The organism is Tianweitania sediminis (assembly GCF_017813335.1).
GTDB classification, from domain to species: Bacteria; Pseudomonadota; Alphaproteobacteria; order Rhizobiales; family Rhizobiaceae; genus Tianweitania; species Tianweitania sediminis.
The window spans coordinates 135,109-149,277 of sequence record NZ_JAGIYY010000005.1 but is presented as its reverse complement, the minus strand read 5'-3'; the positions used below and the strand labels follow the sequence as shown (position 1 = coordinate 149,277).

13 protein-coding genes are annotated in these 14,169 nt (G+C 59.5%); 6 read left to right on the top strand and 7 right to left on the bottom strand.

Annotated elements, in window-relative coordinates; all coding sequences use genetic code 11:
- Positions 1-5: 5 nt before the first annotated feature.
- Both J5Y06_RS15470 and J5Y06_RS15465 read right to left on the bottom strand, forming a co-directional pair.
- On the bottom strand, positions 6-785 hold the full coding sequence (locus tag J5Y06_RS15470; RefSeq protein ID WP_209336095.1) for an enoyl-CoA hydratase-related protein: 780 nt from the start codon (positions 783-785) through the stop codon (positions 6-8).
- A 49-nt stretch (positions 786-834) separates the two neighbouring features.
- On the bottom strand, positions 835-2,046 hold the full coding sequence (locus tag J5Y06_RS15465) for a CaiB/BaiF CoA transferase family protein (protein ID WP_209336094.1): 1,212 nt from the start codon (positions 2,044-2,046) through the stop codon (positions 835-837).
- A 133-nt stretch (positions 2,047-2,179) separates the two neighbouring features.
- On the opposite strand from J5Y06_RS15465, the gene J5Y06_RS15460 reads away from it, so the two are divergent.
- Positions 2,180-3,850, top strand: coding sequence for a sigma-54 interaction domain-containing protein (locus J5Y06_RS15460; protein WP_245247916.1), 1,671 nt, complete (start codon positions 2,180-2,182; stop codon positions 3,848-3,850).
- A 70-nt stretch (positions 3,851-3,920) separates the two neighbouring features.
- Here J5Y06_RS15460 and J5Y06_RS15455 read toward each other — a convergent pair whose 3' ends face one another.
- From J5Y06_RS15455 to pdxR, 5 genes are all read right to left on the bottom strand, one after another.
- Positions 3,921-4,616 carry a GntR family transcriptional regulator gene (locus tag J5Y06_RS15455; RefSeq protein WP_209336093.1) on the bottom strand — a complete coding sequence of 232 codons (696 nt, stop codon included), beginning with the start codon at positions 4,614-4,616 and terminating at the stop codon, positions 3,921-3,923.
- Positions 4,617-4,707: 91 nt separating this feature from the next.
- A complete protein-coding gene (locus tag J5Y06_RS15450; RefSeq protein ID WP_209336092.1) occupies positions 4,708-5,544 on the bottom strand; it encodes an ABC transporter permease in 837 nt (278 codons plus the stop codon).
- Positions 5,541-6,374 carry an ABC transporter ATP-binding protein gene (locus J5Y06_RS15445; RefSeq protein ID WP_245247914.1) on the bottom strand — a complete coding sequence of 278 codons (834 nt, stop codon included), beginning with the start codon at positions 6,372-6,374 and terminating at the stop codon, positions 5,541-5,543. Before J5Y06_RS15445 ends, J5Y06_RS15450 begins: the two co-directional genes overlap by 4 nt.
- A gap of 77 nt (positions 6,375-6,451) precedes the next feature.
- On the bottom strand, positions 6,452-7,492 hold the full coding sequence (locus J5Y06_RS15440; RefSeq protein ID WP_209336091.1) for a taurine ABC transporter substrate-binding protein: 1,041 nt from the start codon (positions 7,490-7,492) through the stop codon (positions 6,452-6,454).
- A gap of 299 nt (positions 7,493-7,791) precedes the next feature.
- Positions 7,792-9,288, bottom strand: a complete 1,497-nt coding sequence (gene pdxR, locus J5Y06_RS15435) for a MocR-like pyridoxine biosynthesis transcription factor PdxR (RefSeq protein ID WP_209336090.1) — start codon at positions 9,286-9,288, stop codon at positions 7,792-7,794.
- Between the two features lie 159 nt (positions 9,289-9,447).
- On the opposite strand from pdxR, the gene tauA reads away from it, so the two are divergent.
- The 5 genes from tauA to J5Y06_RS15410 all read left to right on the top strand — a co-directional run bounded on the left by tauA (position 9,448) and on the right by J5Y06_RS15410 (position 14,143).
- Positions 9,448-10,464, top strand: coding sequence for a taurine ABC transporter substrate-binding protein (gene tauA, locus J5Y06_RS15430; RefSeq protein WP_209336089.1), 1,017 nt, complete (start codon positions 9,448-9,450; stop codon positions 10,462-10,464).
- 91 nt (positions 10,465-10,555) lie between these two features.
- Positions 10,556-11,368, top strand: coding sequence for a taurine ABC transporter ATP-binding protein (locus J5Y06_RS15425; RefSeq protein ID WP_209336088.1), 813 nt, complete (start codon positions 10,556-10,558; stop codon positions 11,366-11,368).
- Positions 11,361-12,188 (top strand): ABC transporter permease subunit, encoded by an 828-nt coding sequence (locus J5Y06_RS15420; protein WP_209336087.1) that lies wholly within the window; start codon positions 11,361-11,363, stop codon positions 12,186-12,188. Before J5Y06_RS15425 ends, J5Y06_RS15420 begins: the two co-directional genes overlap by 8 nt.
- 142 nt (positions 12,189-12,330) lie before the next feature.
- Positions 12,331-12,723 carry a nuclear transport factor 2 family protein gene (locus J5Y06_RS15415; protein WP_209336086.1) on the top strand — a complete coding sequence of 131 codons (393 nt, stop codon included), beginning with the start codon at positions 12,331-12,333 and terminating at the stop codon, positions 12,721-12,723.
- 22 nt (positions 12,724-12,745) lie between these two features.
- A complete protein-coding gene (locus J5Y06_RS15410; RefSeq protein ID WP_209336085.1) occupies positions 12,746-14,143 on the top strand; it encodes an NAD(P)/FAD-dependent oxidoreductase in 1,398 nt (465 codons plus the stop codon).
- Positions 14,144-14,169 lie beyond the last annotated feature (26 nt).

Genomic DNA, 14,169 nt, shown 5'->3' with positions numbered 1-14,169 from the left:
TACCGTCAGTGGCCGAACTTCGAAGCGTCGGGTTTACGCTTTCCGGCAAAGCTTTCCTTCAGTTCCTCTGCTTCTTCGGTGCCGAGATATTGCGACAAAAGGAGATCATGGGTGACGCGCGACAGGCCGCTGACGCCGCCGTGACGGGCATTGAAGGCGCCCTTGATGGAAGCGAGCGCAAACGCGCCGCGATCAGCAACTTCGAGGGCGAACTCGCGAGTCCGCTCTGCCAGTTCCGCATCGGGAACCACCCGATTGATGAGGCCCATCTCTTTGGCTTCCGCCGCGCTGATCTTCGGGTTCGCGTACCACATTTCCTTGGCGCGCTTTTTTCCGACGAGGTCTTCCAGGTACCAGGTGCCATAGCCGGCATCGAATGACCCCATCATCGGGCCCACCTGTCGAAACACGGCGCTCTGCTTTGCAATGGTGAGGTCGCAAACCATCTGAAGGACGTTTCCGCCGCCCACGGCAAAACCATTGACGCTGGCGATCACAGGCTTCTGTAGCCGGTCGATCGCCTCATACATCTCCAGTGTCGGCAGAACCCCCGCATAAAGCTTGGTCTTCTCCATGCCGTCCTTTTGGCCGCCGATGCAGAAGAAGCGATCGCCGGCGCCGGTCAGTACCAACACGCGGGTTCGCGTTTCGCGACGCACCTTCTCGATGCAATCGCGGATCTCATGGCACATGGTCTCCGTGAACATGTTGCCGTTGTCGGGTCGATTGAGCGTCAGCGTCCCGATCGGGCCGTCTTCAACGTACAATATCTCGCTGTATGTCATGATCTGTTCCTCCATACTTTTTCCGACCCGGCGTGCTGCCGGTGCAAATCTACCGCAGCAGTTCCGCGGAGTGTTGCCCCAACCCGGGAGGAGCCGACCGCGCCCTGCCAGGGTCACCATCGATGTGGATACCAAGCCCTACCTGTGGAACCAGGCGACCATTGTCGTCCAGCGCGTAGAAGAGGCCGCGCTGCTGCAGTTCGACGTCCGCAGCCACTGCATCGGCGCCATTGATCGGCCCCGCAGGGACACGTGCTTCGGCGAAAAGCGAGAGCCAATGCGCGCGTGGTGCGGTTTTCAAGATCGATTGTATGCGCTCAACGATCGCCGCCCGATGCTGGCGCCGCAACGCATTGCTCGCAAACTCTGGTCGCGCTGCATAGTCTGGCTCGCCCAATGCGCTCCAAAAACGCTGCCAGATCGCATTGTTGCCCAGGCCAAGCGTGAGCGGCTCGTCCGCAGTTTCGAAAACCTGGTAGATGGCAATAACGCTGTCGGTACCGCCGGATCGAGTAGGAACCTCGCCAGAGCCGAGATAAGGGACAATCCGGCACGACAGGAAGCGTGTCATGCTTTCCACAAGCGAAACATCGATGCGGCGGCCCGTTCCGGTTCGCGCGCGATCATAAAGAGCGGCCATGGTTGCCATTGCAGCATCCTGCCCCGCCAGCATGTCGGCTGCCGGTGCGCCGATCTTTTGTGCTGTACCACCAGCTTCACCCGTCAGATCCATGATCCCGGAATAGCCTTCCGCAATCAGATCATAGCAGGTCAGGTCGGCACGCGGCCCATCCAGTCCGAAGCCGGTGATCGAGGTAAAGATGATGTCCTCTCGCATCGCGGTGATGGAGGCGTGATCAAGCCCCAGCTTCTTCTGAACCGAGGGGGGTTGGTTTGTAATGAACACGTCCGCGGAGGCGACGAGTTTTTTCAAACGAGCGCGATCCCCGTCCTGGCCGAGATCAAGCACCACGCTCTTCTTGTTGCGGTTCACGGCTGCGAACCACAGAGATTCTCCGTTTAAAAACGGCGGCCCCCAGCCTCTGGCATCGTCTCCTTCCGGCCGCTCGACCTTGATGACCTCGGCCCCGAAGTCAGCCAGCAACATCGATGCGTAGGGACCGGCAATGGAGGTTGTGAGGTCAACCACCTTGACGCCGTTCAGCAGCTTGACGCCTTCAGCCGGCTTGACAACCGGCAAGGTAGCCAAAGGCAGCTGGCTTGTATCATGGAGGTCGGCAGAGTGGTTGCTAAGGGGCATGCTGGTCACTTGCTTGCGAGTACACAGACCACTCAGCAAGTCCTATGCCAACAGGCTATACCGCTGCCTCCCGTGCTACAGTTTGCGAAGGACCGCTTTCGGTGTATCCCTCCGCTGCACTGAAAGGCTTTCCATGTCCACCAAGACTACACCTGCTGGCCAGCCGACGCTGCCGGCATCCCTTCTTGTCCTGAACTCGGCTGGCGAGATCGTCTACGCCACGGGTTCGGGTAACGACGCCGTGGTTCGCCGCCTCGCGACGGATCGGGACTGGATCGCTGAAATCGAACGCAAGCGCCTAGGCGTGCTTTCGTTGAAGGATCGCAAGCTGACCGTCCTGTGGCGGAAGGTGGAGGACGGTGCACTTCTCCTGCTTTATGAAGGTGCCGGTGACGTCGTTTTCGATTTCATCGCGGCGGTCGACTTCGCCTTCGACATCTTCGAGCACCTTCTGAGCAATCCTTTTGATGGAATGACCGTTGTCGACCATGAAGCCATCCTGCGCTTCATCTCGCCCATCCACGAGCAGTTCTTCAACCATCGACGCGGCGAAGCGCTCGGCCTGCCCGTTCAGAAGGTGATCGAGAACACGAGGCTGCACACGATCGTCCAAAGCGGGAAAGCGGAGGTTGGACACATCCAGAAAATGCAGGGGAATGATCGGGTGGTCAGCCGGACGCCGATCTTTCGCGACGGACGAGTTGTTGGTGCCATTGGCCGCGTGATGTTCAAGGGTCCTCGACAATTGGATGAGCTCAACCAGCGCATCAATTCGCTCGAGAACGAGGTCGCGTTCTACAAGCGGGAAGCCGAAGCGATGCGTCGGCAAGACTACAGCCTCGACAGCATCATCGGTCAAAGCAGCCAGATGATCCACCTCAAGAAGGACATCGTGCGCGTCGCTCCTTTGGACGTGCCGGTGCTCATTGTCGGCGAAAGCGGCGTGGGCAAGGAACTCGTCGCGCAGGCCATTCACCGGCTGAGCGCTCGCCGCATGAAGACCATGGTGATGATCAACGCAGCCGCCCTTCCTGCGACCTTGGTAGAAAGCGAGCTGTTCGGCTATTCGGCCGGCGCGTTTACCGGTGCAAACCAGAAGGGGCATCTGGGCAAGTTTGAGCAGGCGAATGGCGGCACGCTCTTTCTCGATGAGATCGGCGACATGCCCCTGGATGTGCAGGCAAAACTGCTGCGCGTGCTTCAAGACGGTTCCGTGGAAAAGCTTGGCGGGACCAAGCCCATCAAGGTGGATTTCCGGCTCGTGTCGGCCACAAACCGCGACCTGGAGGACATGATCCCCCAGAACCAGTTCAGGCTGGATCTTTTCTATCGCATCAGCCCGGTGGTTCTGCGCGTCCCGCCCTTGCGCGAACGTCTTGATGACATTCCCCTCTTGAGCGAACAGTTCCTGACGGATTTCGCAAGGCGGCACGATCGGGACGTCTGCAAGCTTCCAACAGAATCAGTCCAGTATCTGCAGACCGGGACCTGGCCCGGCAACATCCGCCAATTGAAACATCAGCTGGAACGAGCGGCGATCTTCAATTCCACCGGGTTTATTGCACCAGCAGACCTCAAGATCGACCATCGGGATCAAGACGATTTTCCTACCGCGGACATTTCGTCTTCGTTCGTGCCAAGTGGAGAGGGGAACACGCTGGCCGACCAGATCGCTCAGCTTGAACGCAACACTATCGCGGCCGCGTTGAAGAAGTTCAACGGCAACAAGAAGCAGGTTGCGCGCGAACTCGATATCTCGAGATCCTATCTCTACAAGCGACTGGCGGATTTCGGCCTGCAGTAGCGCTGGGCGAAGCCGCCTGAAGTGCTAGGAGGCGATGAGTTGCAGGATCTGCTGACCGGCGTATCGAGCCTCAGTCGCTTTGCGGTGGCGTATTCTTCAAAACCGTGATGATGGCGTCCGCACCTTGTCGTAGGTCGCGCCGCATGGCTTCAGCTGCGGCAGAAGCGTCGTTCTTTTTGAAAGCTGCGATCACGGCTCGATGGTTTTCGTAACCGACAAGACGACGACGGTACTCGTGCGAGAGCCGTGTTCTGGTCGGTCCAATTTGAAGCCAGAGGGTGTCGATTAAACGCCGCAGCACGGCAGAGCCAGCAGCATCGTAGATGGTCAGGTGGAAATCCGAGTCGAGCCTTAAACCCGCGTCGAAATCTTCTGCCTTGATCCTCTGCTTCAGATCCTCGTTGATCTGTTCCAGTTGCTCCACGAAGTCACTCGCCGCTGCTTCCACGGCCATCTGGGTCGCCATAGGCTCGAGTTGGATCCTGATGCGCGTAATCTCTTCATATTGCTGCCAATCCAGCTCGGGTATGGAGTACATCCGCGTGTCCGAGACATGGATCGCTCCTTCATTGGCCAGATAGGCAATGGCCTCCCGACTGGGCGTAAGGCTCACCCCCAGCGAGCGGCTGAGGGAACGCGCAGATATCTTGTCCCCCGGCTTCCAATCGCCTCGCAGCAGCCCGTTGCGGAGTTGCAAATAGACCTGCTCCGTCAGCGTTGCGCCACGGCTAACGCCTTCGGGAGGTATCTCTTTGGGTCCGCTCATGAAGACACTGCCGCTAGGATTCTGGCCGCAGGGTATGCTGCCACGGCGCACGAAACGCAACTTGTTGGTGCTTCATCCGGGCCTGCGCAGATCAATCCTTGCCAGTCCAGTGGACGATCGAAGTCTCGATCAGAAGAAATAAGCGATCCAGCCCATAGCCGAGCAGCGCCATGATCAACACCGCGACGAGAACCACATTGGTCATAAGATATTCGGCGGCGGTGAGAGCCATCCACGCGATCCCGTCTGACGTCGCCGTGAGCTCTGCTCCTACGAGCATGGTAACACCGATTGAGATCGAGACTCTGATCCCAGTGAAAATTCCAGGCAGACTTGCCGGAAGCAAGATGCGCCTGAAGATGGTGAAGCGGGAGGCGCCAAGAGACTGAGCCGCTTGGATCTTCTTGGCGCTCACAGATCGCACGGCCTGCATGGAGCTTATCGCGATAAGCGGGAAAACTGGCGCGGCGATTACGATGATCTTCGACAGGTTGCCGATGCCAAACCAGATCAAGAACAGCGGCAGCAAGGCGAGCTTCGGGATGGGACGAATGGCTTGGATCGGCGGTTCCACCACGGCGCGGATGCGACGGCTCGTGCCCATCAGAAGCCCGACAGGAACTCCGACCAAGATACAGATGAGGAAAGCCGTTGCGAATCTGTAGAGGCTCACCGCAACGTGGTGTGCCAAAGATCTTCCCTGATAACCGGTTTGAAGGAGCTGCCAAAACGTTTCAGCCACAGCGACCGGGGACGGCAGGAACATTGGACGGATCAGCGGCTCCCATAGACCCGACCCGGTGACAGCGGTCCAAACGCCAAGTATCGCGGCGAAGGTCAGGAACGTCAGGCGACGATCTCGTCGACCCAGGATGTGCTGCACCGTTACATCATCAAGTTCGGCGAGCTTGTGGGTGGCCGCAGTCATGGCACCTCCTCCATTTGCTGCGCCTGCTTCGCTTCTCCGCGAAGCAACTGAAAGATGGTTCGCTTGGCAGCAGCGAACTCCATCGAGGACGCCACATGAGGATCGCTGCTCCTCGCGAAGGGCGAAACAAAGGATGCCTTTGTTCTGCCAGGACGAGCCGTCATGACGATGATGTGCGTTGCGAGGAGCAGAGCCTCCTCAATGGAATGCGTGATCCACAAAATCGTCTTGTTGGTTCGCTGCCAGATCGAGCGTATCTCCTCTTGAAGAAGTTCCCTCGTTTGCTGGTCAAGGGCGGCGAATGGTTCGTCCATCAGCAGCATCTGCGGGTTATTTGCCAATGCACGCGCAATACCGACCCGCTGCTGCATGCCACCCGAAAGCTGGTACGGGTACTTCTTGGCGAAAGCGGATAGTCCGACAAGTTCGAGGAGCTCCATTGCCTTCTGCCGCGCGACAGATTGCGAGAAGCCAGTTGAACGAGGTCCGAAAGCGACATTGTCTAGGATGGTCATCCAGTTGAACAGTGCGCCTTGTTGGAACACGACTCCGCGGTCGGCGCCTGGACCAGTCACAGGTTTGCCATCAACATAGACGGAACCGGATGTTGGGCTCTCGAAACCCGCCACGATGTTGAGCAAGGTTGTCTTGCCACACCCCGACGGTCCAACCACGCAAAGGAAATCCCCAGCCTCAACGGAGAGGTCAAAAGGAGCCAGCGCTTGCACGGAGCCCGATGAACTGCCGAATGACTTGGAGAGTTGTTCCACCTGTAGCTTGGGTGGTGTCCCATGCCGTGGCTGACGTAAGTCGATCGGCTCAATCATCATCACAGGGCTCCTCGGTCAGTCCCTCGAAAGCGTAGTGGGGCCGCTTTTCGCAGCCCCGACGAGAGGATGGAGACAGCTTAGCTGACCATCTTCTGAACGAAGGAGCTGTCGATGAACTTGGCCAGATTCGAAGGCGGGTTCGGCATCTGTCCAGTGTCAACCATGAACTGAACCTGCTTCTTCAATGCGGTGATGACGCCGGATTCATCGGAGCCTGGCTGACCCAACCATTCAGAAGTGAGCATCTCCTCCGGAGTGATCGTGTGCGTGGTTCGTGCGACCAGGAGCGCCGTTTCTCGCGGGATCTGCAGGAAGGGCGCCATCGTATCCGCGATCTCCTCAGGCTTACTGCGGTAGATCTCGTTGATGCGGGCGAGTTCCTTCAAGTAGGCGAGAACGAGGTCGGGATGCTCCTCCTTGAACGCATTGCGACACACGATGGCATCGAAGATGAGGATCCCCTGGGATGCAAGATCTCCAGTCTCGAAGATGACAGAGCCCCCCTCGGATTGCAGCGTTCCCAACACAGGGTGCCAGATGTAGGCTGCATCGATCGCGTTCTGCTGCCAGGCTGCCAGCGTGGCGTCTGGGCGAAGATTGATAAGCTCAACATCAGCTGGGGTCAGGTTCACGCTCTGAAGGGCGGCGATCAGCGCGAAATGAACTGATGTGTTGAAGGGGCAGCCGATCTTGCGGCCCTTCAAGTCTTCCAAAGTGGAAATACCTGATCCTTCACGAACGACGAGCGCCTCGCCGTCTTTCACAATCTTGTGGACGTAGACCATCGAGACCGGAAGCCCCTGCGCGAAGCCGACCAGCATCGGGCTGGAGCCCATATTGCACAAGTCCATGCTGTCAGCGGCCATGGCGGTCAGGATCTGGGGACCCGCACTGACACCAACGAAATCAACCGCCACGTCGGAGCCCATAGCAGCCTGCATTGAGCCTGTCGCTTTGGCATAGTTCTGCTGGTTTGCGGATGCGAAATGACCGAGAACGACGCGCTTCTCCTGCGCGGTCGCCACGGAAGTTGCGCCGAGCGACAGCGCGAAGCTAGCGATCCCCAGATTTGCACTCGCACGCAGAAGATCGCGTCGCGAGATACTGCCGTTCTTCATGTTTGCGTTCTCCTCTTATCATCTTTTGATTGGAAGAAGACATCTTGTTCAAAGCGCTTCTTCGTTTGTCTTGCTGCGGCTTTCGCATCGAGCTGCTGCTTGTTGAGAAAGCGTTCCGGAAGTGAGCTCGCCTCAAGCCTTAGTGAGCGATGATATATCGGATAGTGCGTTTGGCAAGCTGCTTACGAATTGAGATGGATCTGTTCCCCAGTCGAAGACCATCCTTCGCGCTAAGTCGCCTTGAGGCCGCTGACGAAGCAGTGCAGGTGTCTGGCTGGGGACGGCGTACGTCAGTGTCGCTACCTGTCTGCCCTGGGTTCGCAGCGCAGGGCCTCTACTCCCACGCGCGTTCGCCGAACCCCTTCCGCAATCTGCTCGCGCAGGATGGAGGAAAATCCCATTCGGAAATAGCGGCAGGGCATTTTCTCGCCCTGGAAGAAGGGGGAGCCTGACTCGATCAGCACACCTTGTTCCCGCAGTTCTTCCATCAATCGGTCGGCATCCAGGCCTTCCGGCCCTTCGATCCAGAAGGACGTGCCTCGGAAGGCTGTGGACCCTGCGATCGTCAGCCCCTCCCGTTGTAGAGCTTGGGTCATGGCTATGTGCCGCTGATGGTATTCGAGGCGCATGCGATGCAAGACCGCATCATGGTGACCAAGCGCCAGGAAATAAGCCGCGGTGCGCTGGAGATGACCCGGCGGATGGCGCAGCATCAAGGCTCGCAAGGCGCGCGCTTCGCGGATCACCGGTGCCGGCGCCACGAGGTAACCCAAACGCAAGCCCGGAAACAGCGACTTGGAGAAGCTGCCGATATAGAAAACCCGGCCTGTTCGATCAAACGCCTTCAACGCCGGCGAAGGCGGCGCCACGTAGCTCATCTCGAACTCGTAGTCATCTTCCACGATCACGAAGTCGTCGCGTGCCGCGGCTTCCAAAAGCCGGGTGCGACGGTCCAGCGGCATGGTGACGCCCGTTGGGGAGTGGTGGCTAGGCGTAACAACAACGGCGTCGATGCCGGCGGGGAGCGCGTTGGGACAAAGTCCGTCCGCATCCACGTCGATGGCGGACACGCGCGCACCGCTTAAATGGAGCGTTGCGCTGATGTCGGGATGGCAAGGGTTTTCGCAGGCTGCATGGCTGCCGGTGCGCAAAAGCAGTTGGGTGACAATCCAAAGCGCGTTCTGCGCCCCCACCGTAACCAGGATCTCATCGGGACTGGCGCGAATGCCTCGGCCGGGCAGCGTCCGCGAACGGATATAGTCGATCAGCTGCATGTCGTCTGCGGCAGCGAAATCCCCCGCCATCATCTCGAAGTCACCCCTGCCGAGCGCCCGGCGCGCGCAATCGCGCCAGGCCGCGAGATCAAACAGCGAAGGGTCCATTTGGCCGTAAAGAAACGGATAGGGGTAGCGGCGCCAGTCGAGCGGCTTGCGCATCTGCTTGGCCATGATGAAGCTACGCGTAATTTTCTTGCCCCAATCGATAGGCTGCGTGGGCGAGGCAACAGCTTCCGGCTCGGCAAGACTGGTCGGCGGATTGCTGGCAATGCGAAACCCGCTGCGGCTAACCGCTTCGACGTAGCCTTGAACCACGAGTTCTCCGTAGGCGAGCGTCACCGTGATGCGGGAGATGTTTAGGTATTCTGCGAGCCGGCGAGTCGAGGGCAAGTGCATGCCGGGCAACAGCCGCCCTTCCAGAACGGCCGAAACGATCATTTCGCGGATCTGCGACTGGAGACTTCCTCCTTCGCCTCTTTTTAGAAAAAAGATCGTTTCCGAGGCAGTCAAACGCGCCATTCGTTCTTTGTACCTCCCATCCCAAACTGGATATATTCAAGTCTGCAGCTGGCTATAAAGCAATATCGATGCCTCGGCTAATCTTCCGGTCGGGCAAAGATCAGCTGAAGCTGACACGAGATCCGCAACGTCGGAGGATCATCAAAACAATGGGGAACTATGATGCTTTTTAAGGGACTGAAGGCACTTTCCTATGCAGCGGCGATTGCCGTGGGCACATTCGCCGGCAGCGCGAATGCACAAGAAACCGTGGTGGTGGGCTACCAGCAGATCGTGGGGCCGTTCATCACTGCAATCGCTGACGGCCGGTTTGATACCGCCGCCAAGGAAGCTGGCTACACCATCGACTGGCGCCAGTTTAGCTCGGCCGGCGACATCTCCACCGCGCTTGCATCCGGCGATGTTCCGATCGGCGTGCTCGGCTCCACGGGAACGGCTTCTGCCGCAAGCCGCGGCGTCGACCTCGAATTGTTCTGGATCCTCGACAACATCGGCAAGTCCGAAGCGCTTGTGGCGCGTGAAGGTTCAGGGATCGAGAAGCCTGAGGACATCAAGGGCAAGAAGGTCGGCGTTCCGTTTGTTTCGACGTCGCACTTCCATCTGCTTGTTGGTCTGGACCAGGTTTGGAAAATAGATCCGCGCGAAGTGGAAATCCTTAACATGAAGCCGCCGCAGATCGTCGCCGCTTGGCAGCGTGGCGACATCGACGCCGCTTATGTCTGGCCTCCGGCGCTCAGCGAACTCATGAAGAACGGCAAGGTTATCGCCGATTCTGAACAGATCGGAGCTGCATCGGTACCAACCTTCGACGGCCTGGTTGCGTCGAAGGACTTCGCGGAAGAAAACCCGAAGTTCATGGCAGCCTTCACGAAGGTGCTGGCCGAGTCCTACGCGGACTACAATGCCAACAAGGCTGCATGGACAGCGGACTCGCCGCAGGTTCAGGGCATCGTCAAGATGATTGGCGGCGACGGCGCAGGTGCGGTCGAGGCGCTCAACCTACTCAGCTTCCCCAATGCGGACGAGCAGGCCTCCGACGCGTGGCTCGGCGGGGGTGCGCAGCGCGCCCTGAGTGAAAGCGCCAAGTTCCTCGTTGAACAGAAGCAGATCGACACGGCGCTCGACGATTACGCGCCGTTCGTGAACACGACCTACGCCGCCGAAGCAGCGAAGTAAGTTCTGAAGCGAGCATCCAGACCTGCCTGGCCGGGCAACCGGCCAGCGATCTGGCTCGCCCTTGGATACGCTGCCGCGAAAGGCCCGAGCGATGGAAAGTCTCAAAGTCAACGATGTCAGCCTCACCTATCCGGGGCTTTATTCCGACCAGGCGGTTGTGGCGCTAAAAGGCGTCGACTTGGAAGTAGCCAAAGGCGACTTCGTGGTGGCGCTGGGTGCATCCGGATGCGGCAAGACCACGCTGCTGAACCTAATGGCCGGCTTCATGGCTCCCACCACGGGTGAGATCACGCTTGGCGGGCGCCAAGTCACCGGTCCCGGCGCCGATCGCGGCGTTGTTTTCCAGAAGCACGCGCTCCTGCCGTGGCTCAATGTGATCGACAACACCGAATTTGGTTTGAAGCTGCGCGGCGTTGATCGCGCGGAACGGCGCAAGCGCGCCGCCGACAATCTGGCGCTGGTTGGCCTTCAGGATTTTCACCGCCACATGATCTACCACCTGTCAGGCGGCATGCAGCAGCGCGTCGGCATTGCACGTGCCCTCACCTGCGATCCGGCGATGCTTTTGATGGACGAGCCGATGGCCGCCCTCGACGCGCTCACCCGCGAAACCATTCAGGAGCTTCTGCTCAAGGTCTGGAGCGTCACGAACAAGATGTTCTTCTTTATTACGCACAGTGTGGAAGAAGCCTTGTTTCTGGGCTCCCGCCTGATCGTCATGTCGCCGCGGCCGGGTCGCATCACTCACACCTATGAGCTCGACTTCAATCGACGCTTTCTCGAAAACGGCAATGCACGCGCCATCAAGTCCAGCCCCGACTTCATCGCCATGCGAGAGCAGGTACTCGGCATCATCTATGGCGACGAACTGCAGTCCGGCAACCCGGAGTTGATCCATGCTTGACCAGTTGACGCGAGCGAAAGCCTCGAAGCCTGGCAAAGTCTATGGCGCGCCGGGTGAAGGACAAAGCGGCCTCATCAGTCTCGTCACAGCCCTGGTGCTTCTGTCGTGTTGGGTACTGATCACCGAGATGGGCTGGGTAAAGCCTTTGTTTCTGCCCTCCCCTTTCACCGTCTGGAACAAATTCCTGGCGGCGATGACGGACGGCGTTTCGAACTCGACACTACTTGAACATACGCTTGCAAGCCTCGGCCGTGTTCTTGGCGCTTTCGCTCTTGCTTTGGTGACCGCGGTTCCCATCGGCATCCTGATGGGCGTCAATCGGGTCGTGCGCGGCCTGTTCGATCCGATTATCGAGTTCTACCGCCCCCTGCCTCCGCTCGCCTACCTCCCGCTGATCATCATCTGGCTCGGCATCGGCGAATTTCCAAAGGTCTTTCTGATCTATCTCGCGATTTTCGCGCCCCTGGCGATCGCTGCGCGTGCCGGCGTGCGCTCCGTGTCCACTGAACAGGTGCATGCCGCTTATGCGATGGGTGCCACACGCAGCCAGGTGATCACGCATGTGATCTTAAAAGCGGCGCTACCTGAGATCTTCACGGGCATGCGGATCGGCATCGGCGTCGGGTGGACCACTCTGGTTGCTGCCGAGATGGTGGCCGCTCACCGCGGGCTCGGCTTCATGGTGCTGAACGCGGCCGAGTTTCTGGCAAGCGAAACCGTGATCATGGGCATCATCGTGATCGGTGTGTTCGCCTTCGCCTTTGACCTCCTGATCCGCTACCTCGAGAAGATGCTCATCCCGTGGAAAGGCAAGGTCTGATGTCGGGGCGTATCCGCCAGGCCAACGCCCCGCCTCGCTGATCCGGTCTTTTCACCTCAACATAAACGCGCGCTGCAGCAGCACCTGCGGAGCCATGCCTGAAGGCGCGCGTCCGGCTCCCTCAAAACAAGGAACCCACGCCATGACCGTTAGCAACGCCACGGATCTGTCCGATCTTTTCGATGCCTTCAACCGGCACGACATCGAGGGAATCATGCGCTTCTTCGATGACGCCTGCACCTTCGATGCCATCGGCGGAGCGGAAGTTTACGGCACGCGGTTCCAAGGGAAAGACGCGATCGCCGCCGCTTTCACGGGCGTATGGACGGCCATGCCTGACGCGCAATGGGCCGATCACACGCACTTCCTCGCCGGCGATCGCGGCGTCTCAGAATGGACCTTCAAGGGAACTGCCAAGGACGGCAGCCGTGTTGAAGCCCAAGGCTGCGACCTGTTCACGCTGCAGGGCGGCAAGATCGTGCGCAAACAGGCGTTCCGGAAGAACCGGCCGGTGATCCCGGCTGCTGCAGCCTAACGCCGTCTGCGGGAGGAGGATCATGAACAGCAGCATTTCGGCAGTCCAGGCAAGGCGCCCATTTGATCCTGCCTATGATCCCCTCCATGCGCCTCACCCAGGCCACGGGAAGGAATACGCCCCGACATACTGGATCGCGACGGCCGGAACGCCTCCGGAAGACGACGGGCCGGTGTCCGCTGACATGGATGTCGACGTGGCGGTGATCGGCTCCGGCTATACCGGCCTGTCCTGCGCCATTCATCTGGCTCGTGACCATGGTATCAAAGCCACCGTTCTGGAGGCGAACGGGGTTGCATGGGGCTGCTCAACCCGCAATGGCGGCCAGGCGCAGCTTTCGTCCGGCCGCTTGAAGCGTTCTCAGTGGATCGAGCGCTGGGGCGTCGATGTCGCAAAGAAGCTGCACGTCGAGATCGTCGAAGCCTTTGATTTGTTTCGCGACCTGATCCGCGCGCCAGAAATTGACTGTGATCCGCAGGACGGCGGGCACCTTTACATCGCCCACCGTGACAAGGTGATGCCGGTTCTCGCCAAGGAAGTGGATCTCCTGAACCGGGTGTTCGGCTACAAGGCAAAGCTGGTCAGCCGTGCGGAAGTTCACGCCGACTATGTGCACGATGCTGAAGCGCAGGGTGCAATGTTTGAGCCGGACGGGATGAGCATCCATGCCGCCAAGCTCGCCTTCGGCTATCTCAAGCTTGCGCGCAAGCTTGGCGCAAAGGTCCACACGTCAAGCCCGGTGACGCAGTGCATCCGGGACAAGCAGGGCTTTCGCCTCGTCACGCCGGGCGGGATCGTTCGGGCTCGTGCCGTATGCTTCGCGACGGCCGGCTACACCTCGCCCGGTCTCCATCCGCTCACCCGCCACCGGCTGATGCCGATCCTCTCGAACTCCTTGGTGACGCGCCCGCTGACCGCTTCGGAGCGCGAGGGATTGAACTTCCGCACCATGATCCCGCTCACCGACACGCGCACGTTGCGCCATTATTATCGGCTGCTGCCCGACAACCGCGTCCAGATCGGCAGCCGCAGCGCCATCACGGGCCGAGACGCAGCCAATCGGAAACACTACGACCTTCTCCTGGCCGGACTCCACCGCAAGTTCCCGGCCCTCCGGGATATCCAGGTCGATTATTCCTGGTGGGGCTGGGTGGATGTCAGCCACGATATGATGCCACGCATCTTCCAGCCTGATCCCGCGCAACAGCTGTTCTACGCTATGGGATATGGTGGCAATGGCGTCATGTATTCGGCGCAGGCCGGACGCCGGCTTGCGCAGCTGGTTGCAGGCAAAGGTGGCGAACTCGATCTGCCGATCTTCACCTCTGCCTTGCCAGGTCATGGCCCGTTGACACCGTTCCGGCGGCTTGGCCAATGGGGAATGTACCGCTGGTACTACCTCAAGGACGAGGTCCTCTGAGGCGTGACCTCCACCGCGCCCTTGCA

Coding starts and splice junctions, on each gene's coding strand:
- tauA (WP_209336089.1), top strand. CDS start 9,448: ATGATGCTTTTTAAGGGACTGAAGGCACTTTCCTATGCAGCGGCGATT.
- J5Y06_RS15420 (WP_209336087.1), top strand. CDS start 11,361: ATGCTTGACCAGTTGACGCGAGCGAAAGCCTCGAAGCCTGGCAAAGTC.
- J5Y06_RS15425 (WP_209336088.1), top strand. CDS start 10,556: ATGGAAAGTCTCAAAGTCAACGATGTCAGCCTCACCTATCCGGGGCTT.
- J5Y06_RS15470 (WP_209336095.1), bottom strand. CDS start 785: ATGACATACAGCGAGATATTGTACGTTGAAGACGGCCCGATCGGGACG.
- J5Y06_RS15450 (WP_209336092.1), bottom strand. CDS start 5,544: ATGACTGCGGCCACCCACAAGCTCGCCGAACTTGATGATGTAACGGTG.
- J5Y06_RS15445 (WP_245247914.1), bottom strand. CDS start 6,374: ATGATGATTGAGCCGATCGACTTACGTCAGCCACGGCATGGGACACCA.
- J5Y06_RS15465 (WP_209336094.1), bottom strand. CDS start 2,046: ATGCCCCTTAGCAACCACTCTGCCGACCTCCATGATACAAGCCAGCTG.
- J5Y06_RS15440 (WP_209336091.1), bottom strand. CDS start 7,492: ATGAAGAACGGCAGTATCTCGCGACGCGATCTTCTGCGTGCGAGTGCA.
- pdxR (WP_209336090.1), bottom strand. CDS start 9,288: ATGGCGCGTTTGACTGCCTCGGAAACGATCTTTTTTCTAAAAAGAGGC.
- J5Y06_RS15415 (WP_209336086.1), top strand. CDS start 12,331: ATGACCGTTAGCAACGCCACGGATCTGTCCGATCTTTTCGATGCCTTC.
- J5Y06_RS15460 (WP_245247916.1), top strand. CDS start 2,180: ATGTCCACCAAGACTACACCTGCTGGCCAGCCGACGCTGCCGGCATCC.
- J5Y06_RS15410 (WP_209336085.1), top strand. CDS start 12,746: ATGAACAGCAGCATTTCGGCAGTCCAGGCAAGGCGCCCATTTGATCCT.
- J5Y06_RS15455 (WP_209336093.1), bottom strand. CDS start 4,616: ATGAGCGGACCCAAAGAGATACCTCCCGAAGGCGTTAGCCGTGGCGCA.